The organism is Pseudomonas sp. LPH60, assembly GCF_030718165.1.
GTDB lineage: Bacteria > Pseudomonadota > Gammaproteobacteria > Pseudomonadales > Pseudomonadaceae > Aquipseudomonas > Aquipseudomonas danubii.
Genome location: NZ_JAVAJH010000007.1, coordinates 318955 through 342145, shown reverse-complemented (window position 1 = coordinate 342145; position 23191 = coordinate 318955). Strand labels below are relative to the sequence as shown.

The following is a 23191-nucleotide window of genomic DNA, read 5'->3' as shown; positions in this document are numbered from 1 at the left end:
CACTCACCGATTCCAATGATGGCCCGGATCCAGGGGCTTTCCGCCCTGATCGCAACCAACCTCGCGCCCGGATTTCTCCAGTCGCTGCTTGTAGGAGTTGTGGCAAGGGATGCAGAGCGACTGCCAGTTGTTGCGATCCCAGAACAGGGTCATGTCACCGCGGTGAGGAACGATGTGGTCAACCACACCGGCCACCTCGACGATGCCGCGCCGCTCGCAATTGCGACACAGCGGATGCTTGCGCAGAAAACCTTCGCGCGCTTGCTGCCACCGGTAGTTGTAGGGGCTGATGACCTTCGCTGGCATTGCAGGTGCGGGCATCAGTTCGTCCTCCTTTACCAACTCAAGCCCGAAAGCCGCGGTTATGCCCCCCCTCGACGTTCAGACCGCTCCATCGCCGGAGGGCGGTTGCGAAACTCCAATCCGTCTGGCCGCCCACCGCTCGTATAGGCCAATGGCGACATCGGCACCGGCCATCGCCGTCAGGCACCCGAAGGCGCCCGCCGTCTAGATCGAAACCCCGGCGCCGATCAGCAGCATCAGTGCATCCATCTCCCAGACGATACAGGCGCCAGATCGCAGCGCCAGGCGCCGCAACAGCATCCAACCCCGGGTGCCGTCCTTGTCTGCCCGCCAAATCTTTCTGGACATGCCACCGACCAGAGCAAGAACTATCACCAACCACAGCAACATTTCTATTAGCGCTTGTTGATCATTTGTCATGCTGTGATTCAAGAATAAAAATAACGTCCCGAAAAAGAAAACCCCGCTCTAAGCGGGGTAGGTTTAACGAGCACAGGAAGGTTAAAGATAAAATGCACAGCGCCGGGTTTGGTTTTGCAAATGAGCCTAAGCGGTTCTCAGACATCGTGGGTACTTTTTTACGTGACTCTACCTAGTCCGAAATCACCATTTTCAGCACAATACAATATAACCATAACCTTGCCACAAAAAAACCATAACGCGAGAGCGTCATCCGGACCATTAGAAGAAAACTGCATCCTCTATTCGCTTGGCTATTTTTCTTGATGCTCAGCGCTAGCATCTCCACCCGAAGCTTTCTCCGCCATAGGTTCAGAGCCCTGTAATTTCCTTGGTTGCTCCAACATCATTAGACGCATAAAAGACAGAACTGCCTGACCTTGTTCTGTTAGCGTCCAATACTCGTCTTTATCCGCAACTGGTTTCTTTTTTGCTGATGGTTTAACTAAACCAAGAGTTGCAAAATCTGCCATCCACTCTTTGACACTATTAGAGGGAACAGGATAATCACGCCGAAACTCTGAAGAATTTAACCCACATATAATTTGAGCAGCGTAACGTGATATCGCAGCCACCGAATTTTCCACTAGCATCCCGGGGCCTAACTCTCTAAACAGCTCTAACAAGTTAGTTGACTTCACTTCCTCCCAAGTATCACTTTTTTTCTTCCATACCCAAATTTCCCTACTATTAGCCTGAAGTGTTCTTAGAATTCCCCTGACTTCTTCTGCCTTCTCTGATTTTTCATTATGGGCTTTGGCTGCACTACGAAGTTGAGCGTTTTCAGCACTCAACCGAGCCAGCTCACTAGTTAACTTGCTGTCGGAGTACTGTGATGCACGGATCCAACCCTCTCGAGGATATGCAACAAAAGCTTTCATCAACGCAATCGAGCACTTTCCATAAAGATCATCGTTATTTTTCCAGAAAGAAACAGGTCTCTGCTTCACTTTATCTCTGAATAGATTTAATGCTGCAACTTGATTGGGTTCAGTGTCAGTGAGGTTAGAAGGCCAAGGAGTTGAAGAGTCCAAAATAAACCCGAGACAGGGAACCCCCTTCGAGCGTGCATAGTCAAACTCTTTCTCAGTGTAACTAATATTATCATCGGTAACCGAGCCATAGCGATTCGCCATTATAAGAATATAATAATCGCTCTGATCAATCTGACGCTGGATGATGTTCCATTGCTCTTCGTCCGCAGCACTGAACATTTCCATGCCCACAGGAATATGCCCCATTTCCAAGACAGCCTTAATTACAAGATCTCGCGGCTCCTTTAAGTCAACATAGGTTGAGCTAACGAATATCTGAAATTTACTGCTCATTTTACTCTTCCCTGATCTATTTTTTCAAAACTAACAAAATGAAATCAGTGCGTCCAGCCCTAACACGTACAAGCTTTAGATTCGTATCGAGCTTACTCGGCACACGCTAATTTCTACCAAACTAGGGAATGTCGTGTGCCTAAGGAAGATCAAAATTACCCATTGCTTCAGCTCAGCTATCACACCTTTTTCCGTTAAGTCGCTGTTGGACACCCAAGCCACGGTTATAGATATCGGTGACTCTTAGGCTGCATCATCGCCGGAGTGCGACTGCAAAATCCCAATCCGCCGCGCCGCCCAACGCTCGTACAGGCCAATCGCGACATCGGCTCCGGCCATCGCCGTCAGGCACCCGAATGCTCCCGCCGTCCAAACCGAAACACCAGCGCCGATCAGCAGCATCATCGCGGCCATGCCGCAGACAATGCAGGCACCAGAACGCAGCGCCAGACGCCGAAGCAGCACCCAACCCCGAGCCCCATCCTTGTCTGCCCGCCACATTTCGCCGGATACACCTCCGACCAGGGCCAGGACGATTACCAACCAGATCGGCATTTCTGCCAACGCTTGCTGCTCGTTTGTCATAACGGGTCTCAAATGAGGGAGCGCGGCGAACGCCGGAAAAAGAAAACCCCCGCCAGAGTGACGGGGTTTTCAGTGTCCTGGCCAAGGCCAGGGCGAGGTGCACAGCACGTGCTCAGGTGAAGCGCCAAGGCGCAAATTGCATATCGTGGGGACTTTTTACCCCTCTCCGGAAAAACCGAAAAGGGGTCATTTTCGGTTGTTCAATTCCACGCAACTTTGGCGCAACTTTGGCTCACCTTTGAGGTAAACCACCCCGACGAACGGTCAGCAGGCTTGCCGGCGTTTCACCGTCGAAACCCGGGTCAGATCCGTTTCAGCATGCCCACTGCAGCGAGTGATACCGCGTGTCTTAGCGCTGCGCACCGTGAGAATGAGCTGCACCTGCTGATGCAGCCGATGAACCCAATTTCGGTAGGTCCGGTCAGCATCCTCAGACAGCCCCAGCAGCGCCAACTGGGCGCGAACAGTCAGGGGTCTTTCAGGCAAGTAACGGTTGTAGGCCAGCTTTGCCAACTGGGCACCCTTCTCTGATTGGCGCTCAAGTTGTGCAAGCGCTGCTGCAACTTCACAGGCAATGTGATCCATACCAGCACCACCACCCGGCAAGCGAGGCCCCGGCGTGCCACGTGGAGCGCTGCCGCCCCACTCCATGATCGTCGCCATTGGGCTGCCCAGCCCGCCGCCTTCACCAACCTGGCAGCACTGTTGGCCCCAATGCTTCATCAACTCCTCGATTTCTTGAATCATTGCCGCATACCCAACTCGACACGAACTTCATCAGCTCGTTGCTGTGCCCTTTGTGCCAATGGCTGCAACTGTCGGAGCGCTTCCAGGTAATCAGGCAGACTGTCTTCGATCAAAATCAAGTCAACACCGTCATCCGATGTGCTGACAACAAACACCCAGTGGATAGCAGGCATCCAGCTCTGGATTTTCTGCTGGCTCGATTCAAATGCCAGCCGACGGTAGACGTCGTACCCCCCTGCAACTTCATCATGCAGGACGAACCGAAACCCTCCGAACAGCTCCCCGAAACTATTCCAATGAGCGATTCGAGCCTTAAGCAGCTCTTCAATGCCATCGGCAATCTTGGAAAAAACACCCTGCTTGATTGTGTAAATCGCCATTTGCTTAATTCCTACTGAATTTTTTACTGTCGGGTTTATTGTCGGAATACTGTCGGAATACTTTTAATCAATAAAAACAGTTAGTTAGGTATAGATTCCGACAATCCGACAGGCATTTAGCGAGTTTCTCGCCTGTGTATACGAGCACATGAGCAATCCTAAAAAGTCTGTCGGATTGTCGGAATGCCAATACCTATTGGGCATAACCCGTGTTTTTTGATTGTCGGAATGTTGTCGGAATGTCGGAATCAGAATTCCCCCGGCATAGGCAGTGATCGCCTGTCGAAAGCTGTCGCAAACTTCCGGCATTCAAGCCCAGCCTTACCTGCCCAATCGCGCCCCAAGGTCTGTTTTTCCGCAAGTAACGCGGGCGTCACGTAGATTCGCGTCGTCTTGAAGTCATCACTCTTAGTCGGATAACGAATGTCCGGCCGAGCTTGCTTCAAGTCCCGCACAGCCTCCTGGGTGAAGTCACGTTGTCGTCGCTTGAACTCATTGGCCCCATCACACCATTTGCAGAACGCCCGCCAGAGGTCCTCTTGGGTAACAGCGGCGGTCACAGGGAACTCAGTCTCGCCAGCCAGCCATCGCCGCACGAAGTAGCGCGGCGCCGGCAAACTGCCATCGATCAAGCCCTGCTTCTCCTCGTTCAAGGGGGGCTTGGAGTGTGGACCGAAACCAGTCAAGTCCAGGCTCATCAGGTAGTGGTAAAACGCCTCAATGCCGCCGTTATCAATCTCATTCACCAAGGCTATGAAGTAGTCCGGCGGCGGCACTCGATCAACATAAAGCACCAGGTAGCGCCGATCCCCGTCATCCAGTGCCAGAGGCACCGTCGAGTTGGACAGGAACACGAAATTGAGGTGGTTGCGCTCCTCCCTGACCGGCATGTTCTTCTCGTTGATCTGTAACGTCTCGCCCGTCACAAGGTGCTTGAGCACGCCCTTGTAGTGACGCATTTCCTCGCGGCTGACAACCTCCTCGGCCAGGGCAAACAGCTTGCGGCTCTGCCAGCCTGTGAACTGGCTTTCCAACTGGGCCTGACCGATGGTGGTACCGTAGTCGCCGTAGATTCGACGCAGAACCTTTTCCCACAGCAAGCTCTTACCTGGGCCCTCGGCACCGAACATCACCACGGCGGTCGCCATTTTTGTCCCCGGGTGCTGGAGCGGATAAGCAATCCACTTCAACAGGAATAGGTATTCGTCAGTCCGGTTGTTGCAGAGCAGCCCCAAGTGCTTGCGAATCAGCAAACACCCATCCGCCCCCCGAGGATCGGGTTTTGCGTGAAAGCCGTCGTAAAGGTTCAACATCAGCGGCCCGCATTGCTCGGTGGGATCGAATACGACGTCTTGAGCCATGCGCCGATGCTCGCTTTCCTGCCACCACTTGTAGCGCGTCCGCCCAACGGCCTCACGGATAGCCGACAGCTTGATCATCCGCGAGCGTGCGCAATCCCACGCCACGTCCATTCCATAGATCACTACGAAGTCACGAAGCAGCTCCTGCTCACTGATGCGGAACCCTCCCCCCTCCCCGGGGGTGTGAGTAAGCGCTTTTTCGCCTGGTACTTCGCACTCAGAAGAAGGGGCGCGGGGAAGAAGCTCGGGGGACGTTGCGTAAATATCACCAGAGTCATCGGGAGGTTGTGCGGATGCTCCAGGCTTCAAAGACCCCAGCAACTGCTCACGTACTGCATCCAAACCAGACTTGCAGTGCAGGTCGTTCCAGTCGATTGCCATTTATGCCTGCTCCAATGAAATCGGAAAGGCCGCGAAGCCACCATTGGCCGAGGCAGCCGCTTCGGCCTTGGTCCTACCTGGATTGCCTTTCGCATCGGGATCATCGTCACCGGCCACCAGCAAACGAGCAGCGGGAAACTGGCTACGAAGCGCCCGAGCAACAGCAGGAAGGTTGCCCGAGTCGACAGCCATCGCCACGGGCCAGGCCAAAGCCATATGCACACTGGCAGACGTGGCGTATCCCTCAGCAAGCGCGATATCTAGCGGGTCATCGACAGGACCAAGAACATGGAAGCATCCAGACTTACGCCCGTACTTGGGAAACAGCTTGGTGCCCTGTGCGTTGATCGCCTGCAAGCTCCAGAGCTTTCCTGAAGCATCCCGTAATGGCACAGCAACTGTGCCCGGCTTGAATACAAGGAAGCTCAGCGAGTCTGGTCGAGGCTTGGGCAAGCTATTGAAGAACTGCATGGCGTTGCTGCCCGACCAGATGTGGCAGCGCTTGTTGTGATCGTCAATCGACAGAATCACGGTGTTTTTGAAAAAGCCGATACCGAACGCACCGACCTGTTTCCGATCCAGGTAAGGGCTGTGGCCTTCCGGCTGGCAATGTTCTGTCCAGATCTTCTGGCAGCAATCGGCGACAAGTGCCCGCATCTCCTCAAGCAAAGCCTCATCGGCTTCAACCTCGGCCTGGCGCTGCTTACGCCGCAACTCTGCTTCAGCCGCGAACCGCCGCCTTTCCTCAGCGGTCATTTCAGTCTTGTCAGGCCGCCAGCCAGCGTCGAGCGCCATCTTGATAACTGTGCCCATGCCAGTGCCGGCTTTCTTGAACGACTTCCACACCGATAAGGCGGCCTTGCCGTCGTATGTCTTGCTGCTCTGGCTCCAAATGTTCCAGGGCCCGTAACCCTCCTGCCCGAACTCTGACTTCAAACCCATTCCAACCTCGACCCACGTGTCACGCTGGTCAGGGCTGATGTACTGCAGAAGGGCTGGAAGGTCGCAGAGTTGAAGCGGGATTTTATCGCCGCTCATCGCCGCGCCTCCCGCAACTCTTGGCAACTAACGCAGGTCTGGCAACCCCGGACCATCTGCTGGCGAAGGGACGGGATCGGATCATCGCAGTCTTCACAGAACTCCGCGCTGGCGGCGGTTGTCGCTCGCCGCTGGCGGCGACTCAACGCCACTTGAAGGAGGTACTCGGCCTGATCGTTGGCCCGGTCGATGTCATCAGCCACGATCGCGTCCCTCCATGGCCTGGCGTGCGCCCGCCATGATCCCAAGCACTGCCCGGATCACATCGACGCCATGCTTATCCAGGGTCGCCACTTCGTGCGGCTCCCAGATGCTGTCAGCAGCCCCAGCGTGCATGCTTGAAACGAACTCGCCGGTTTCCGCAAGCAACTTGCCGACGGCCTTGAGCGCCTCACCTGTAGCAGGCACCGGAATCGGCTTGTACCAAACCACCCCAGCCGGACGCATCAGCGCGTCGAGCAGTGGCGGGTACTGAGTGAGCCTAATGACCTCTTCCAGGTCATCAGGGGTCAGCCAGCGGCGCTCCTCATCGAATTTCAGCTTCTTCTGTAACTCGTCGTACTCCATGACCATGTCATGGGCTAGCGAGGTGATTCCGCCGTGATAATCGCGCCCGGCACGATAAAGTGCCTTGCGCAGAGAAAGGACCGGACCCGCGTCCGGCAACAGATCTGTGCGACTCATAACCGTAAATGCCCCTGTTACGGTGTAGCCAGACGTTAGGGCACGCCCTATCATCCAACCCACGACCGGTGTGCTGTGCGAATCGTGCTGTGCAGCACGGCTCATCGTTCCAGTCGATCCGGGTCATTCTTGTGGTGAGAGGCCCCGGACCGACGCATAAGCGGCGACTTGCATGTACTTCGTGTAAGTCACAGCTGCCGGCCTGGTGTTTCTTTGGTGAGAGGTTCCAGGCCGGTGTTTCAAGTGGCGGTATTCATGTGCTGGTGCTGTCACTGCTGGGCCGGGGATTCTTGTGGTGAGAGGCCCCGGACCAGCACCCTTTATGCCGCAGCCCTTGAGCCGCGCAAGTACGCCCAATCAATATCCGGGCGAAGCTCCTCACAGGTGACTGCGCCCTGTGTCTCTCGCTCTATGTTCACAGCAAGACCACCATTTGCTCGCCGATTGCGATAGGCGACTTGCTTAAGCTGACCCGCCGTGGTCTGGCAACGACTGGCCAAGCTATCCAACTCTGCTTTCTCGAGACCTTTTATGTATGAATGCAAGCTCATAGGCACCTCCGTTTCGCAAAAGACTAGCAGCCGCTAACGGCATTAACAATAGCTGCGCGCAATTTACAAAACGCTAAACGAATTTAAGATGCTTGGATGAATATCAGCCAGCTACGAATTGACGCTCTGCGAAAGCTTATTGGCGACCTGAAAACCAAAGAGTTTGCAGACCGCTATAACCTCGACGCGTCCTACATCTCCCAGCTTTTGAATGGTCATCGCCCATTGGGTGATAAAGCAGCCAAAAATCTTGAAGAAAAGATTGGCCTGCCTGGTGGAACACTCTTGATGCCCGCGCACTCAGCCCAGGACGGCATGGCGCTTGGCATTGAGCCAGGTCCTAATTTAACAACACGTTTCCGGCGGGCGCCCATTCAAGGACAAGCCCAAGTGAAACCGGACGGATCGTGGGATGAGCTGACACCAACGGGTGGCTGGGTCGATGTACCTACTTCGGACCCAAGTGTTTACTCAGTGCGCATCAAGGGCGATGCGCTGGCACCAGCCATCAGGAATGGTTGGATTGTGTGGTGCGATCCCCGCCACGTCTTAGTACCTGGCGAATATGTGCTGGTATCAAAGACTAGCGGCGAGCACATGATTAAAGAGTTGCTGTATTCAAATGACGAAGAAGTCAGCCTGATGTCAGTTAACGACACCTATGGGAGGGTTACCATCCCACGAACGGAGATCGAGAAAATCCACTATGTCGGAGGCATCATGCCGCCGAGCCAGATTCAAGCCTGATCAAAGATCAGCCAACAAAAAACCGCTCTCAGAGCGGTTTTTTTTGCATTACGTAAAAATAATATAGCCACAGCTATTGTTAATACTGTTAGCCATTGCTAACTTTAGCTCGTACACCTCTCACCAAGAGTACGAGACATGCAAACTACTACACAGCACAGCTCGCCTATCCGCTGCCCGGTGTACCTCCACCCAGCAGCCTGTACTAGCCCCGAAGCCATCGACAAGATCCAGCGCCAGACCGGCCTGCTGGTGATCGCCACCACCCGCCGCACTGCCGCCGCCAAACCGGTAGAGCTCGGCCCGTTCGGGGGTGACGCAGCATGAAATCATTGCTGATTGGCCTTGCCGGCCCGGCTCGTTCGGGCAAATCCACTGCCGCCGACCACCTGGTGCGCAACCACCTGCTGGAGCACTACGCCTTCGCCGACCCGCTGCGCTCCGGGCTCATGGAGATCTTCAACCTCGACCCGGACGACTTCGAAGGCGAGCGCAAAGAGCAGACCTTGGCCTGGCTTGGCCGGTCCCCGCGTGAACTGATGCAGTCGATGGGCACAGAGTGGGCGCGCCAGATGGTGCATCCGGACGTGTGGGTGAGGATCGCCGAGCAGAACCTCAACTACCTACAAAACTCGCTGTCGAGCGTGGTTGGCTTCGTCGTCAGCGATGTCCGCTTCGAGAACGAAGCCGAGTTCATCCGCCAGCGAGGCGGCACGATCCTCCACATAAGCCGCCCCGATGCTCCCGCAGTGAACCCACACGCCAGCGAGGCTGGCATCCACGTCAAGCAGCCAGACCTGATCGTTCGCAATACCAGCGATCGAGAGCATTTGCGGTGCCTGATCGACGACTGCGTGCGGGTCATCCGGCGCCGCAACCTGGACAAGACCGCAGCCTGAGGACATGGCCATGAACCGCACCCTTGACGAAACAGCGGCGCTGCTGGGGCTCAAGCCCCGCGCCTTCCGCGCAAAGCTCCGGGAACTGCGTGTGCTGGCAAAGGACGGGACCCTGGCCAGCCACCACCGCGACCAGGGCCACCTGTACTCCGACCCGCGCTCTGTGCAGATCGGCAAGTCCGGCCAGTACAAGCACTACGCCGTGGTGATGGTCACCGAAAGCGGCGTGCAGTACCTGGCCAAGAAACTGGGCATCACCATCGCGAACAAGGAAGCCGCAGCATGAAGACCAACTACTTCAACGCCTACACCCAAGCACTCGGCGCCCTGGCTCTGATCCCGATCTACCTGACCAGCCCCGGCACCGTGAGCAAGGCCACCCTGATTGGCACCGCCAACGAGGCCACACTTGCGCTGGCGAGCATGCCCGCCTGTGCGGTCGAGCTGGCTGAGGTTTATCGGTGCGTCAGCAGCGTGATTCAACCCGGCCAGATTGCCTACGTCACCCCGACCAATGTCCCCGAGACGCCCTTCGGCGCCGTCGTGGCGGATGAGCGCGGGCTGATCTGCGCCGCCGCCCGAGGCGCCAGCAAAGAGGGGCTGGCGGAACTGATCCGCCTCAAGCTGCAGCCCGCCGAGGTGGGGGCCGGGGAGGTAAGCACATGAACGACACCCTCGACCAACTGCGGCGCCAGTTCGCCACGCCCTGCCCCACCCTGGCGGCGGTGCGGGAGCAGTATTTCGCGCACATCCGCACTGACCGGCATCTGCTCAGCGAAATCAAAAAGGGCCGGGTGAAGCTGATTGTGACTCGCCTTCACGGGTCTGCACGCGCCAAACCCGTGGTTTACCTGCACAACCTGGCCGCCTACCTCGACGCCCAAGCGGAGAAAGCCGCGGCCTGACAACGGTGGCCCCTGCCGTCCAGGGGCGAACATCCAGTGAGACACAGCACATGAAACCAACCGACACCGCCGAATTCATCGGCGAACTCAACGCCGGAGTATTCGCCAGCCAGATCGGCCACGCGCTTTCAGAAGTCGCTGCAGGCGTGGTTGACCACAGCAAGGTCGGCACCGTGACCATCACCTTCACGTTGAGCCAGATCGCATCCAGCCATCAGGTGACCGTCAATCACAAGCTGGCCTACAAGGTGCCAACCAAACGCGGTAGCCGCAGCGAGGACACCACCCTCGACACGCCGATGCATGTCAACGAAGGCGGGCGCCTGACCCTCTTCGCCGAGGCCCCGGGCCCTGGGCAGTTGTTCGACCGGAACGACGCACCGATTCACGCCAAGTCCTAAACCACCCTGCTCCAAACCTCTCACCACAAGGAACAGATCCAATGGAAGCCAAAGCAATTCAACTGCTCCAAGACACCGCCATCCTGGCCCACGCCAAGCGCCTGGACACCCACACCCCAACCCTGGTGCTGCCGTCCGACCAGAAGATACACAGCATCGAAAAGTTCCAGCCTCTGCGCAGCCGCTTTCGCGGCGAGCTGGTCACCCACTCGCTGCACGACTTCGGCAACTACGTGCAACACCACAGCACCGAAGCTCCAGCCGCCGGCTTCGTTGACGCAGAACAGATGCGCTGCACGGTGTACTTCAACCTCGGCGACGTCACCGCCCCTGGTCACGGCGACTTCACCGCAACGCTGAACCTGCGCAAGACCGCCGGGTTTCAGGCTCTGGAGCGTGCTGCCGCCACGACGTTTCCGCAGAAAGACCTGAGTGATTGGATCGAAGACTGGGCCCCTAACCTGACTTCCCTGGCCGCCGACGACTCCCCCATCGACTTGCGCAAAGCAGCGAGTGCCATTCGCTCGATCAGCATCGAGCAGGCCCGCAAGAGTGAGCACGTCGTGGGCGATCTGAGCGCATCGCGCTCCGCCATGGACCAGATCGAGGCCAAGTCGTCCGAAGGGCTGCCCGCTGAATTCCGCTTCACCGTCGAACCCTACGAAGGGCTCACGGCGAGAACCATCCGCTTGCGTGTGGCGGTACTGACCGGCGGCGACAAGCCGCTGCTCAAGCTGCGCTGGATCGGCGAGGAACAACTGCGCGAAGACCTGGCCCAGGAGTTTAAAGAAGTCGTCCAGGCCGATGTGGGCACCGCCGCAACGCTGACCATCGGCAGCTTCAAGCTGGCGTAACCACCTGCAACACCCCGCCGCCGTCCTCTCACCACGTTACACATCCGGCGGCGGGCTCTAACGAGGATCACAGCACATGCAAACTCAACACCTGATCATCATCGCAGCGGGCCAGCTGACTGGGCTGGCGTTACTTGTGTACTTCACCCGCCGAGCGTTCCTGCGCGCCTTGGCACGCGCCACAGCAGACGACCGCGACCGGATCTATGCCCTGAACAACGATCTGGCCCGAGCTGTCGAGGCCCGCGAGGAACTGAAAAAGCAACTCGCCGACCACAACACCCGCCAGCGTCAGCTCAAGGCGCAACCCTTCACCCTGGAAGACCACCAGACCCTGATCAGCATCGCCCAGGCCCTGGGTCTTGCTGCCTCGACGTACAAGGCAATCCCAGGGACTGCCCCCGTCCAGGCCAAAGCAGATGCCCTGGCCGCCCTAGCCCGCGCCCTGGCCTATCGAGTCTTCCACACCGTCACCGCCGCTACAGCGCACAACGGCGAATCGCTGGACACCCAACTCATTGAATGGCTCAACACCCACGGCGACCTCTGGGGCAGCCTTGAGAACAGCACCATCACCTTCCCGCATGAGGCAGACACCGAGGGCTATCCGCATGTACGCGAAGCACTTCGGGAAGCCTACGAGCTGCACCAGCAGCGCGAAGCCCGCGAGCTGGGCCAGGAGGACGCGGCATGACCTCCTTGAAGGCGCCTCCTTTCAACTTCAAGACTCAGTACTCCCTCGGACTGAACACTCAAGACGATGAGATCGTCGTTGACTTTTTCTGCGGTGGCGGGGGTGCCGGAACCGGCCTGGAGATGGGCCTGGGCCGCGCAGTGAACGTCGCGAAGAACCACAGCCCTGCAGCGATCAGCATGCACACCGTGAATCACCCGGGCGCAGTGCACTACACCACCGACGTGTTCGACGGTGATCCGGACACCGAATGCGGCGGCAAGGCCGTCGGCTGGTTCCACATGTCGCCGGACTGCACACACCACAGCCAGGCCGCCGGCGGCCAGCCACGCAAGCGCGAAATACGGAACCTTTCGTGGATCGGGTTGAAATGGGCCGGCAAGAAAAAGCCCCGGGTGATCAGCCTGGAGAACGTGAAACAGATCCTGCAGTGGGGCCCCCTGGTGGCCAAGCGTGACAAGGCGACCGGTCGAGTCGTCACCCTCAACCTGGTGCAGCACCCCACCAAGCCCAAGAGCAAAATCAACCGGGTTGCCGATGTTGGAGAGCACGTGCCGGTGTCGAATCAGTTCTTGGTGCCTGACCCGAAACGTCGCGGCACCACTTGGCGCCGTTTTGTACAACTGCTGGGAGGACTGGGCTATACCGTCGAATGGCGCGTACTCAGGGCCTGCGACTACGGCGCACCAACCAGCCGCGAGCGCTTGTTCATGATCGCACGCTGCGACGGCCAGCCCATCGTGTGGCCAGAGCCAACCCATGCCAAGAACCCGGCCAAGGGCCAGAAGAAGTGGCGCACCGCCGCCGAGTGCATTGACTGGACGATCCCGAGCAAAAGCATTTTCGGGAGGCCGACGCCGCTGGCAGATGCCACCCTGCGGCGAATCGCCAAGGGCATGAAGAAATTCGTCATTGATGCCGCTGACCCGTTCATCGTGCCTATTGCGAACTGGTCCGGCGACAGCGTGCAGTCAGCCCATGAACCGCTGCGGACCGTGACGTCCTGGCCCCGCGGCGGATCGTTCGCCATGGCCAGCCCGATCATCGCGCCAGCAACGCACCAGGGCAGCGACCGGATCAACGACCCGTCCGCCCCGCTACCGACTGTGACCTGCGCGAATCGAGGTGAGCTGACGCTGATCAGCCCAACCCTGATCCAAACCGGATACGGCGAGCGCACCGGCCAGGAACCCAGAGTGCCTGGCCTTGACCGGCCGCTGGGCACCGTTGTTGCCGGCGGCGTCAAGCACGCCATAGCCGGCGCTGTGCTGGTGGGTACTGGCGGCCCTGAGTACTCCGGCAAGCCGGCGCCAATTGACCAGCCTGCTGGCACCTTGATGACTCAGAACCACCGATCAGTGGTGACTGCGCTCATGGCCCAGATGAACGGCGGCTTCAACACCACGGCCGCCAAGAGCATTGAGGCCCCAATGACCACGGTGACCAACTCAGGTAGCCAGCAACAGCTGGTTACGGCGAGCCTGCTGCACCTGCGCGGCAACTGTGATGCGAAGGACTGTGCCGAACCACTGCACACCGTCAGCGCAGCTGGCACCCATCACGGCGTGGTCGAGTACACCCTATCGCCGGAACACGAAGAGGGAGCCTTGCGCGTCGCGGCATTCCTCATCAGTTACTACGGCACCGAGAACGTGAGCGCTGCCGGCGATCCAGCCCCGACGATCACCACCAAGGATCGCCTGGGCCTGGTCACCGTCACGATTAAGGGAACGCCGTATGTGATCGTCGATATCTGCCTGCGGATGCTGCAGCCCTCTGAGCTGTACAAGGCTCAGGGCTTCCCCTCTGACTACATCATCAGCCACGGCGCCGACGGCAAGCCATTCACCAAGACCCAACAAGTTCACATGTGCGGCAACAGTGTCAGCCCACCGCCAATGGCAGCCCTCGCCCGCGCAAATGACCCTTGGCGCCAAGCCGAGCAGTTTAAGGAGGCCGCATGAGCAAGCGCGATGATGTATTGGCATGCCAGAACGCCGTCGAGGAAGCGAATCTCGCACTTGCAACAGCCGTGAAAAAAGCGTGGCCGATAGGTTGCCTCGTGCGCGTGAGTGTCGGTCGCGGGAAAAGCGATATCGAGGTGATCGGTCACGGCAACCATTGGTCGCGTCCCGGGGAGCTGCGCAGGATCAACCACAAGACACAGAAAAATCGGTGGTTCCACTACTGCATGATCATCGAGGGGCACCAGCCATGAGAAGCAACATGGAAATTCAAAGCGAAACACTCGCCGAGGAAGAGCTGGCAGCCATCACTGGATACCAGATTCCATCAAAGCAACTGGACTGGCTCAATCAAAACGGGTGGAAGTTCGTCCTAACGGGGGCAAGACGCCCCGTGGTTGGGCGAGTCTATGCCCGAATGAAGCTGGCAGGAGTCAAGCCGTCCGCCGAAAACGTGGCCGCCGAAACCTGGTCACTTGATCTTTCGCGCGTGGGGTAAGGAATGCGCCCAAGAAAGGCAGAAAACAGAGACCTGCCGCCGCGGATGCTGCGGCGGGTTAGGACGCTCAAAGGCGGGAAGCAATGGGTGGGGTACTACTACGACGGGAGAGATGAATCAGGAAGGCGCAAAGAAATCCCCCTGGGCGGGGACCTGGACATTGCGAAAGCAGAATGGGCAAAACTTGATTGCAAGCCACTGCCGAAGAAAAACACCAGGCTTGGGCTGGTTTTCGATCGATACGAAGCAGAGATCATCCCGGCAAAAAAACCAAGAACTCAGCGCGACAACCTCCTCTCGCTTACCCAGCTAAGGAAGGCATTCAACGACGCCCCGATAGACGCCATAACGCCGCAAGTGATCGCCCAATACCGCGACAAGCGAACAGCGAAAGTCAGGGGGAACCGTGAGATATCACTCCTATCTCACATCTACAACATCGCGAGGGAATGGGGGATCACTGACAAGGAGAATCCGGCGGCCGGTGTACGCAAGAACAAAGAAACACCTCGAGACTTTTATGCCGACGCTTCGATCTGGAACGCCGTCTACGGCGTTGCTGTATCAGAGCTGAGGGACGCCATGGATCTTGCTTACCTTACCGGCCAGCGCCCGTCTGACGTGCTCTCGATGCGAGAAACGGACGTGGCAGGGGGATTTCTACGGGTTGCCCAGGGCAAAACATCGAAAAAGCTTCGAATCCGACTTGGGGTAGAAGAGGAAAGCAATGACCTGGGCAAGCTCATAGGCAGGCTTGTTGAGCAACGCAAAGCGCGAGCAGTGCGAAACCCCTACCTGGTTGTAACGGAGGACGGTCGCAAGGTCACTACAGCCATGTTGCGCCTGCGGTTTGATGATGCTCGCAACGTAGCGATCTCGAGGGCGCTCGAAGCAGAAGACGCTCACCTGGCGGCAAGCATCAGGCAGTTTCAGTTCAGAGATATCCGCCCGAAGGCTGCAAGCGAAATTGACGACCTTGGGCACGCGAGCCGCCTGCTTGGGCACACCGACAAGCGCATCACTGAAACGGTGTATCGCCGGGTCGGAGAGATCGTGAAACCCACTCGATGACAGCAAAATTCGTTTCCGCAACCCAGCCAGCCCCCCTTGCATTTAGCGGCTTACAAGGCCTAAATTTGAAGCAGCATGCGGAAACGAATAACCAATAACTCACTGATTTATATAGATTATTCTACAGACTTGAAAACCGCCGACTGTAACAGGTCCTAGAGTTCGAATCTCTACGCCTCCGCCAAATTTCAACGAAAAAGCCCTGATTTATCAGGGCTTTTTTGTGTCTGGCGTTCAGGCCTGTCTCCATTCCACTTAAAGCGTTCCATAACTATTATGGACGTGTTCCATAACTAACCCTCCTCCGACGTCCTGTCGAACAACTACCAATCCTCTATACCTACATCTCGTCGGCTCAAATCGCAGCGCCGCAAAACCTCGATTACTGTATGCGCATACAGTATTGGATTCGAGGTAGCACCGTGCACGCCGAAGACACAGATACAGCCGATTGGCTGGCCCTGGAAACCTGCAGGCAACACATCCTGCTGCTTGAGAACGAGGTCGCCGAGCTGAACCTGCAGCTGCGCGCAGCCGATGTACTTTCGGCTTGCCCTAAAATGAGATTGTTCTACAATTCCTTGGCCGGGCCAAAGTCCCCCCTACCGGCTTAAGCCCGCTTCGGCGGGCTCTTTCATTTCCCTGCCTGCTCCTGCTCAATTGTGGCGACCAGCCAGTCTCCGGCCTGCTGAATCTGGCTATGCCACTCCTTACGGTCAACGAGCCCAAGGCGCAACATTTCGTTAGCGGCGCAAATCAGGTCACAGTAGTACTCATCAAGACACCTGTCGGGACCAATTTCTGCAACAAGCAGATCTTGCCAATCAGCCAAAGTCATATTCTTCATGACCTCTACCCCATAGAAAAAAGGCACCTTTTTCTACGGTATAGCAATTTTTTGCAGCGCTGCATTACTGGCAAGCCGCTACTGCGGCAACCAGCACTCGCTCATATCCGATCCGCTGCCTACGCTCTGCCAGCAGCGCCCGCACCTTCAGCTCTAGGCTGTCGGTCTTCTTTAGGCTGTACGTGGCCCAGGCCGGCACCGGCACCACTGGCGCCCTACACGGCACTTGCACAGGCACCTCCACCCGCACAGTACGCACTTCAGGCTCCCGGGACGCGCACCCCGCCAGCACAACCACAATTCCCAGCAGCAGCCACTTCATAACCCCAACTCCTGATCAATGATCGACTCCGCCGTCGGCGCCGGATCACCGCCAGTACGCTCCTGCAGCAGTCGATTCGCCGCCGAGTAGTCGTGCTGGGCCAGCTCCTTGGCGTCAGCTTGGGCCTGGGCAGCGTGGCGCTCACGCTCCTGGCCAGCCAGCACCAGATCACCCAGTCTCCGCCCCTGCTCCCCCGCCAGGGCTTCAAGGTTGTCGCGACCAGCCTTTGCCGTGGCCAGAGCCTCCTGGGCGGTATCGAGCAGCGGCCGGTAATGCCTGGAAGCCAGCCAGGCCCCCAGGACAGCGCCGGCGACCAGCACCAGGACGACGGCCAGCAGGACGCCAACCACCCGCCAGGCGCCGGTGCTCACCTCAAGGCCCTGCGCAAGCCTTCCTCGAACACAGCATCCGGGTAAGGGTTGCCGCCGTTTTCGTGCACGATGATCCCGAGCATCACGGCGCGCAGGGTCGCCGGGTTCTTGATGTCGATGGCATCGTTCGCCTTCACGCCCAGGCGCTTGGCGATTGCGGCGATGTACGCCTCGGTGTCGTTCTCGTTCCCCGGCGCCCAGCGGGTTATGAACTCCCGAGGGGTGTCGATGCCTGGGCCGCCAACCCCGGGCATGCCGTCCTTGCCGCGGTAGTTGAGCAGCAGCTTGCCCAGGGCGCGGATGCCGTTCTCTGCGGTGTCGAAGACAGCGAAACGGCCGTTCGGCTCCTTGCCGAGCTGGCCCTGCCAGTCATTACGTGGGTTGTAGTCGATGTTTCCAGGGTTGCGATTACGGACGCCGCGGGCGTTCTGAATATTCATGCTCAAACTCCAGGCAAAAAAATGCCCGCACTTGGCGGGCCTCTACAGATTTATGAGTTACAACTGCGGATTGAATGGGTATGGGTATTCAGCAGTGTCTATGTACGAGCAAGAAGGCATGCGATCTGAAAGCAGCGACATGAACCCCTGGGGGGTCGTGCTGTGAACGCCGTCGTACGTAGTTTCCGGCGAGTTCCACATGCAGTGCACAATTGCCCCCTGCTGCCCGTAGCAGCCCTCATGTACAGCACCTCTGAAGACAGTGCTGCTGCCGAGCTGGCTCACAAAGCCGCAGCCGCGGTCCCATGGAATATGCGCGGCATATGTCCTGCTTGGATTGAGGTTAACCGTGTAATACCCCCACAGCACGCCACCAAGCGTCGATCCTGTTGGCTGCGGTATGAGCACCCCAACAGCCCCGCCAGCGAACGGCGTTTGCATTCCGTTGGGAAATGTCACAGGGCCCGGCGGAGTCGACGTTCCGATGACGTTTAGCGGCCGCTGCAGACTGTTGAACGTGAACCCTCCGTCTTCCTTTCGCGTCTTGAGCGCCGGCCCAGCAAAGATTGGCCGCATGATGTCAAAGCAGTAAACCTTGATGCCGTCGACCTGGCCGGCAAAGTAGAACACCGTCTTGTTGCCCTCCTTTGACTGAAACGGCTTGTTGCTTGCGCCAGTTACGAATACAAGCGGGCTGACCGCGCCTTCAACTTCGAACTTGTAGATGTTGTCGTAGTAAACGCTACCCCCTCCACCTGATTGAAACCTTTGCCACCTACCGTGATAAGTGACGGGCCCGCTCTTTATCAAGCCGTAGATCGACTTCGAGGTGTCATAGAGAACATTGCCGCTCTCGTCGCGGACTATGAGTGCGGTATTCATCAGTAGTACCCATAGAAAATTTCGCAGTTCATCGCAAAGCCGCCCGGTATCACATACCCCCATTCGAGCCTGTTCTGCGTAATCGTGACGCCAGGTTTCTTGCCCGCTGTGCGCTGAGAGTCTTCCAGTGGCTGAACAACATAGAAGTACGATCTACCGGCCGGCAGCGAAATGGGGATCGACCCATTGCTGCGATTGGTGATGACAGAGCCAGCCCCCTGACTCAGCTTTTTGGTCATGTTGGTTGTGATGTTGCCGCTTGCATCACGCGTAATCAGCCCGACGGTCATGTCGCATCCACGCTCAAGTCGATGGCTTTGACGCCGTTCGGATGGAACACATACAGCCCTTTGTTATTGATCATGAGCCTCGCGCCTCCAGGGGTATTGCCCATCATCTGGAACGTTCCATCGGGTCGGAATGCCCAGCCTGAAACGTCGGGTACGTAGTTGTTCGACTGCAAGTTGCTGCCTATCTTGAGCATGTCGATGGAGCCGTTCTTGATGAATGCGGTGTCGATGTACGCCGCGTTGTTCTGAACAACGAACGGGTAATAAATCTCTGCCGCGTTCGGGTCGACAACTGCAAATCGGCTTGCGGCGATCAGCACCTGGCTGGTGATGATCCCTTCGTTGTTTTCCACGCCAACACCAATGCCGGCCAGATAGGGCTTGTTGTCGACCGTGAGCTGGGTCTTGATCGAGTACATGGCCGCGAGCTCGCTTTTCAGGGTCTCGATCTCAACCTGCGCACCGCCACCCGAGTCGATCTTTTCAAGCAGGTGCTGGCTCAACTGCGTCTCGGTGATTTGGTCGTTCAGGTACTCGAGGATCACACCTGCATCGGCGGAGGACTGGCCCATCACCGGCCCGTAGAACGCCCCCACATTGCCGATACGGTCCACCAGCCGGGCCCAGAAGAAGAACCGCACGCCGGCGGCCAGGCCCATGATCGTCAGATCGGTTTGCGGATAGGCGTAGTCGCCGAACTTGGTCGCCGTAGCTGCCTGGCTTGTTTCGCTGTACCAGATCTCGGTTCGCTGCAGGTCCGCGGTGGTGACTCCTGCCGGAATGCCCCAGGCCAACTTGATGCCGAACACGATCGACTCCGCGGTGAAGGACGACGGCACGGGTGGCGGCGTGGTCTTGCCGCTCAGGATGGTCTCGACCGAGGTCGCGAACACTGAGCCGATGTCGAGCGAGTTGATGGCGCGCACCTTGGCCACATACCGGCCCGCGTAGATTCCGCTCACATCGATGGACGTGGTGCCCGTGCGGCCGGCAAAGATCCAGTCACCGTCGTTCTTGCGCCAGTAGACCTCGTAGGCGATCGCCGCTTCTGGCTTCTCCCACTCAATCGTCATGACGCTGACCGCGCTGCCTTGGTCGACGAAGTGGTCATTGCTCACCGTCACGTTCGCCGGCGGCCGCTGAACGCTCGGCGGGATCACCGTCACCGGCGGCCGCTCGATGCGCGTACCATTATCGATTGCGCCGTACTTGCTCGCGTTGTGGCGTACTGCGCTGATCGTGAACTTGATCTCCGAGTCTGAAAAGTCCTCGGCCACGGACATGACGCGGAAAAGCTGGGTGGCCAGGGTCGGTGAGTCAATGGCCCACATCGAATGCTGGGGCGGAAGGTCGTCCAGATTCTGGGCCAGAACCACCTGCTGGACGTCAGACGGAAAGCCGGTGGTATCGAATGTGATGCGGCCGTTGTCCCAGGTGATCCCGTTCTGGTCCCAGGTCAGCGGATACCCGACCGACTTGATCTTGCGTGATACCGCCGTGCCCGTGGGCATGATCACGGTGATCGTGTCACCTGGGTATGCCTTCACGTCTGCGTCGAGGATCAGCGTATCCAGCGTGGACGAGCGCAGGCGCCCGCCAATGCGTCGTCCGGCCCTATCGTTGTCAGCGATGCGGATTATCTGCCCGGGGCGCGCCAGGGTGCCGTCCAGGCCTACAGAGAACCCCACGCTTTCGGTTTCCAGGCGGTTGGTGAGCAGCGCCCATTTACCGATGCGCTGAGCCTGGGCCTGGGAAGTACAGCCAGTTGCTGTGATCTCGGTCTGCTGGATGCCGTAACGGGTGATCCCGGCTTGGTCGTCGACGTACTCGACTTTCTGCCGGTAGAAGTCGGCCGGGTCGTTCCAGCTCACCAGGGCCACGGTGTAGCGGGTCTTCTTCGCCGAGCCGAAATAGCCAAACTTACCGTCGATCACGTTGGCGTTCGAGTAGGTGTAAACCGGGTCCTCGGGTATGTCGGCAATAGCCATGACTGAGCCGGCGGCCCAGTAGGACATTCCGCGAAATGTCGTGGCCAGGTCCTGCAGCACGTCGAGAGCGTTCGACCTGGTCTGCAGGAACAGATTGCAGGTGAAACGCGGCTCCTGGCCCCCCTTCCCGTTCGGCACCATCTGATCGCAGTACTGGCCGATGCGGTACAGCTCCCACCGGTCCACCTGGCCCTCGTTCAGCAGGTGGCCCAGGCCATAGCGAAAGTGCAGCAGCAGGTCGTAGAAGATCCAGGCCGGGTTATCTGTCCAAGCGGACTTGAACGAGCCATCCCAGACGCCGGAGTACAACCGACTTTCCGGGTCGTAGTTGCTCGGCACGCGGATGATGCGGCCACGCAGGTCGAAGGACCGGGTCGGGATCGACTGGAACTGGGAGGCGTCGAACTGCAGGCCGACGACAGCGGAACCCGGATAGCGCAGCTTGGCGTCGATGACCTCGGTAATGGCGTCGATGTTCGTGGTGTCGGCGATCACGCCGCTGGTGCTGTTCGGTGTCAGGCGGGTGACGCGGATCTGCCAGTTGCTGCTGGCCGGCGGCAGGTCTACACGATGGGAGCGCTCGTACTTCGTCGAAGTCTTGCCGCTGAACGCCGAGGCCAGCACCTGGACATAGGGCCCACCGTCAGTGGAAACATCGATCTTGTACTGCACGGTGTAGCCGTTGGTGTCGCCGTTGCTGGTGTTGGTCTGGGCCAGGCGCGGAGTGGACAAGCGCACGCGCACAGCCGACAGCTGCAGGTTCTGCACAGCGCGAACCCAGGGCTGGCCATACTTCAGCTCAACACCCACGGCGATCTCGCTCTCCACTGCGGGAAAGCCCGGGATATGCAGCTGGTCCTGACTGCCGGTGCGGGCATCCAGGGTGACACCACTGAAGTTCCGGGTGCCGTCGGCATTGGCCAGCGGAGTCTCGTCGAGATAGACCGAGCGCTCCCCAGCGACAAGGCCCTGGATCTCGCCCTCGCTCACCAGGTCGAGGATGCGCGCGTAGGCCGTGCTCTGTAGGCTATCGGGGGCCTCAACGGACGGCCGCGGCTTCGACTCGCCGCCTTTGCTGCCGGCAATTTGCTGGTTCATGGCTTTCCTTCAGACAAAAAAATACCCGCACTCGACGGGCCTGGTAGCGGGTTCGACTTACATCTGGTCTTCGGAGTAGATCCCTGCGCTGATCACAGCGCTGCCTACGATCATCCGGCCGTAGAGCAGCGGGACAGGGTTGCCCTGGACGCTGGTGTTCACGGCACCGTTGAAGCTGTAGCTGGGTCGGTTATCTGGGGTGTCCTGGGTGCCCAAGCCCTTGGCTTGCGGGCTTAGCATCTGGATCACGCCGCCGGCCACCATGGCGACACCGGCTGCAAGGGTTGTTCCGCCAGTAAAATAGGATGCAGCTATCAACACTACTCCAACAATCGTTTGCAGCAGGCCGGCCCGCTTCGATCCAGTGATGACAGGGATGATCCGAATCACATTGCGGCCAGTAGGTTTTTCGAGGTCACCCTCAGCAATGTTTTCTTTCCCGTTAAAAATCGCGTATCGCAACCCCTTGCGGGAGCTTTCAGCCATGTGTTTCTCGAATCGCGCAAACTGTTTGAAGTAGCCCATCACATCTCGCCAGCCACCGCTGGTGATCATTCTGTGCCGACGACCAAATAGCCTTGCCAGGGACCCAGACAGCAGAACGGTTTGCATTTTCTCAACAGGGCAAGACATATTTTCTCCGCGCATAAAAAAGCCGCCCTTAGGCGGCCGGTGTCAGGCATCAGCTATTTGGTGCAATCACTCACCACCCTCGTGACTTGATTAGATGGTGACTGCCAAGTTCTGTAGAAGTGATATCGAACAGTTGATCCACCCGCAGCGGGTGATACATCAGCGACATGCCAAGGCGACTCGCTGTTAGGCGCGATGACAGAGACCCCCTCCCCAGACTGCTGGAGGATGCCGCCAACACTCCCGCCCACGATGGAAGTGGCCTGCCATCCATCCCGAATGCACTCGGCAACGGCCCTGGCCGGCTTTTGACTGGAAAGACTCAGTACCGCGGGTGTTGCCCTTATTTCGGCAACGCTTGAGCACCCCGCCAACATCGCCATCGAAACCGCCCCTACCAGAACTCGCATGTCGATCCCTCTAAATGGTTTGAGGGCAATCTACCACCACCAGCAGAAGGGGCCAAAAA

The 23191-nt window shown here is 58.2% G+C and carries 31 protein-coding genes and 1 pseudogene; 13 read left to right on the top strand and 19 right to left on the bottom strand.

Annotated features, from left to right (window positions below):
• Nucleotides 1-3: 3 nt before the first annotated feature.
• The 11 genes and pseudogenes from Q8O96_RS25085 to Q8O96_RS25035 all read right to left on the bottom strand — a co-directional run bounded on the left by Q8O96_RS25085 (nt 4) and on the right by Q8O96_RS25035 (nt 7817).
• The gene (locus Q8O96_RS25085) at nt 4-321 is read right to left on the bottom strand and encodes an HNH endonuclease (RefSeq protein ID WP_305949655.1); all 318 of its coding nucleotides are present in this window, start codon (nt 319-321) and stop codon (nt 4-6) included.
• Nucleotides 322-381: 60 nt separating this feature from the next.
• Nucleotides 382-723: pseudogene (locus Q8O96_RS25080) on the bottom strand (phage holin family protein).
• 293 nt (nt 724-1016) lie between these two features.
• Nucleotides 1017-2090: a DUF4062 domain-containing protein gene (locus Q8O96_RS25075; RefSeq protein WP_305949654.1), complete on the bottom strand. Its 1074-nt coding sequence runs from the start codon at nt 2088-2090 to the stop codon at nt 1017-1019.
• A 243-nt stretch (nt 2091-2333) separates the two neighbouring features.
• Complete coding sequence (locus Q8O96_RS25070; RefSeq protein WP_305949653.1) at nt 2334-2675, bottom strand: phage holin family protein; 342 nt, start codon at nt 2673-2675, stop codon at nt 2334-2336.
• A gap of 264 nt (nt 2676-2939) precedes the next feature.
• Nucleotides 2940-3422: a hypothetical protein gene (locus Q8O96_RS25065; RefSeq protein WP_305949652.1), complete on the bottom strand. Its 483-nt coding sequence runs from the start codon at nt 3420-3422 to the stop codon at nt 2940-2942.
• Nucleotides 3419-3802, bottom strand: coding sequence for a hypothetical protein (locus Q8O96_RS25060; RefSeq protein WP_102879053.1), 384 nt, complete (start codon nt 3800-3802; stop codon nt 3419-3421). The genes Q8O96_RS25065 and Q8O96_RS25060 overlap by 4 nt, the downstream gene beginning before the upstream one ends.
• Nucleotides 3803-4050: 248 nt before the next feature.
• Nucleotides 4051-5544: a primase-helicase family protein gene (locus Q8O96_RS25055; protein WP_305949651.1), complete on the bottom strand. Its 1494-nt coding sequence runs from the start codon at nt 5542-5544 to the stop codon at nt 4051-4053.
• The gene (locus Q8O96_RS25050; protein ID WP_305949650.1) at nt 5545-6582 is read right to left on the bottom strand and encodes a PriCT-2 domain-containing protein; all 1038 of its coding nucleotides are present in this window, start codon (nt 6580-6582) and stop codon (nt 5545-5547) included. It lies immediately after the preceding gene.
• Entirely contained in the window at nt 6579-6785 is a 207-nt protein-coding gene (locus tag Q8O96_RS25045) for a TraR/DksA C4-type zinc finger protein (protein WP_305949649.1), read from the bottom strand. The genes Q8O96_RS25050 and Q8O96_RS25045 overlap by 4 nt, the downstream gene beginning before the upstream one ends.
• A complete protein-coding gene (locus Q8O96_RS25040; protein ID WP_305949648.1) occupies nt 6778-7266 on the bottom strand; it encodes a phage regulatory CII family protein in 489 nt (162 codons plus the stop codon). Before Q8O96_RS25040 ends, Q8O96_RS25045 begins: the two co-directional genes overlap by 8 nt.
• Before the next feature lie 320 nt (nt 7267-7586).
• The gene (locus tag Q8O96_RS25035; RefSeq protein ID WP_077934323.1) at nt 7587-7817 is read right to left on the bottom strand and encodes a YdaS family helix-turn-helix protein; all 231 of its coding nucleotides are present in this window, start codon (nt 7815-7817) and stop codon (nt 7587-7589) included.
• A 96-nt stretch (nt 7818-7913) separates the two neighbouring features.
• Here Q8O96_RS25035 and Q8O96_RS25030 point away from each other — a divergent pair, with 96 nt between their 5' ends.
• The 13 genes from Q8O96_RS25030 to Q8O96_RS24970 all read left to right on the top strand — a co-directional run bounded on the left by Q8O96_RS25030 (nt 7914) and on the right by Q8O96_RS24970 (nt 15851).
• Nucleotides 7914-8564 (top strand): helix-turn-helix transcriptional regulator, encoded by a 651-nt coding sequence (locus Q8O96_RS25030; protein ID WP_305949647.1) that lies wholly within the window; start codon nt 7914-7916, stop codon nt 8562-8564.
• A gap of 138 nt (nt 8565-8702) precedes the next feature.
• Nucleotides 8703-8891, top strand: a complete 189-nt coding sequence (locus Q8O96_RS25025; protein WP_305949646.1) for a hypothetical protein — start codon at nt 8703-8705, stop codon at nt 8889-8891.
• Entirely contained in the window at nt 8888-9463 is a 576-nt protein-coding gene (locus Q8O96_RS25020; protein ID WP_305949645.1) for a deoxynucleotide monophosphate kinase, read from the top strand. The genes Q8O96_RS25025 and Q8O96_RS25020 overlap by 4 nt, the downstream gene beginning before the upstream one ends.
• 10 nt (nt 9464-9473) lie before the next feature.
• Entirely contained in the window at nt 9474-9749 is a 276-nt protein-coding gene (locus Q8O96_RS25015) for a phage antirepressor KilAC domain-containing protein (RefSeq protein WP_058434354.1), read from the top strand.
• Entirely contained in the window at nt 9746-10129 is a 384-nt protein-coding gene (locus Q8O96_RS25010) for a hypothetical protein (RefSeq protein WP_305949644.1), read from the top strand. The genes Q8O96_RS25015 and Q8O96_RS25010 overlap by 4 nt, the downstream gene beginning before the upstream one ends.
• Nucleotides 10126-10368 (top strand): pyocin activator PrtN family protein, encoded by a 243-nt coding sequence (locus Q8O96_RS25005; protein WP_305949643.1) that lies wholly within the window; start codon nt 10126-10128, stop codon nt 10366-10368. The genes Q8O96_RS25010 and Q8O96_RS25005 overlap by 4 nt, the downstream gene beginning before the upstream one ends.
• A gap of 50 nt (nt 10369-10418) precedes the next feature.
• Nucleotides 10419-10769: a hypothetical protein gene (locus Q8O96_RS25000; protein WP_102879044.1), complete on the top strand. Its 351-nt coding sequence runs from the start codon at nt 10419-10421 to the stop codon at nt 10767-10769.
• Between the two features lie 41 nt (nt 10770-10810).
• Nucleotides 10811-11623, top strand: a complete 813-nt coding sequence (locus Q8O96_RS24995) for a DUF2303 family protein (RefSeq protein WP_305949642.1) — start codon at nt 10811-10813, stop codon at nt 11621-11623.
• Between the two features lie 76 nt (nt 11624-11699).
• Nucleotides 11700-12317 carry a hypothetical protein gene (locus tag Q8O96_RS24990; RefSeq protein WP_305949641.1) on the top strand — a complete coding sequence of 206 codons (618 nt, stop codon included), beginning with the start codon at nt 11700-11702 and terminating at the stop codon, nt 12315-12317.
• Nucleotides 12314-14281 carry a DNA cytosine methyltransferase gene (locus Q8O96_RS24985; protein ID WP_305949640.1) on the top strand — a complete coding sequence of 656 codons (1968 nt, stop codon included), beginning with the start codon at nt 12314-12316 and terminating at the stop codon, nt 14279-14281. The genes Q8O96_RS24990 and Q8O96_RS24985 overlap by 4 nt, the downstream gene beginning before the upstream one ends.
• On the top strand, nt 14278-14535 hold the full coding sequence (locus Q8O96_RS24980; RefSeq protein ID WP_305949639.1) for a hypothetical protein: 258 nt from the start codon (nt 14278-14280) through the stop codon (nt 14533-14535). Before Q8O96_RS24985 ends, Q8O96_RS24980 begins: the two co-directional genes overlap by 4 nt.
• Nucleotides 14536-14543: 8 nt before the next feature.
• Entirely contained in the window at nt 14544-14780 is a 237-nt protein-coding gene (locus Q8O96_RS24975; protein ID WP_305949638.1) for a DUF4224 domain-containing protein, read from the top strand.
• Between the two features lie 3 nt (nt 14781-14783).
• Nucleotides 14784-15851 carry a tyrosine-type recombinase/integrase gene (locus Q8O96_RS24970; protein ID WP_305949637.1) on the top strand — a complete coding sequence of 356 codons (1068 nt, stop codon included), beginning with the start codon at nt 14784-14786 and terminating at the stop codon, nt 15849-15851.
• 634 nt (nt 15852-16485) lie between these two features.
• Here Q8O96_RS24970 and Q8O96_RS24965 read toward each other — a convergent pair.
• The 8 genes from Q8O96_RS24965 to Q8O96_RS24930 form a co-directional block, all read right to left on the bottom strand.
• Entirely contained in the window at nt 16486-16698 is a 213-nt protein-coding gene (locus Q8O96_RS24965) for a hypothetical protein (RefSeq protein WP_146036705.1), read from the bottom strand.
• Between the two features lie 64 nt (nt 16699-16762).
• Nucleotides 16763-17020 (bottom strand): hypothetical protein, encoded by a 258-nt coding sequence (locus tag Q8O96_RS24960; protein WP_305949636.1) that lies wholly within the window; start codon nt 17018-17020, stop codon nt 16763-16765.
• Nucleotides 17017-17391 carry a hypothetical protein gene (locus tag Q8O96_RS24955; RefSeq protein ID WP_305949635.1) on the bottom strand — a complete coding sequence of 125 codons (375 nt, stop codon included), beginning with the start codon at nt 17389-17391 and terminating at the stop codon, nt 17017-17019. The genes Q8O96_RS24960 and Q8O96_RS24955 overlap by 4 nt, the downstream gene beginning before the upstream one ends.
• Nucleotides 17388-17831, bottom strand: coding sequence for a structural protein P5 (locus Q8O96_RS24950; RefSeq protein ID WP_371826204.1), 444 nt, complete (start codon nt 17829-17831; stop codon nt 17388-17390). The genes Q8O96_RS24955 and Q8O96_RS24950 overlap by 4 nt, the downstream gene beginning before the upstream one ends.
• A 57-nt stretch (nt 17832-17888) precedes the next feature.
• Complete coding sequence (locus Q8O96_RS24945) at nt 17889-18713, bottom strand: hypothetical protein (RefSeq protein ID WP_305949634.1); 825 nt, start codon at nt 18711-18713, stop codon at nt 17889-17891.
• Entirely contained in the window at nt 18713-19003 is a 291-nt protein-coding gene (locus tag Q8O96_RS24940) for a hypothetical protein (protein ID WP_268562937.1), read from the bottom strand. The genes Q8O96_RS24945 and Q8O96_RS24940 overlap by 1 nt, the downstream gene beginning before the upstream one ends.
• Entirely contained in the window at nt 19000-22089 is a 3090-nt protein-coding gene (locus Q8O96_RS24935) for a host specificity protein J (protein ID WP_305949633.1), read from the bottom strand. The genes Q8O96_RS24940 and Q8O96_RS24935 overlap by 4 nt, the downstream gene beginning before the upstream one ends.
• A 57-nt stretch (nt 22090-22146) precedes the next feature.
• A complete protein-coding gene (locus tag Q8O96_RS24930; protein ID WP_305949632.1) occupies nt 22147-22722 on the bottom strand; it encodes a tail assembly protein in 576 nt (191 codons plus the stop codon).
• Nucleotides 22723-23191: the final 469 nt, after the last annotated feature.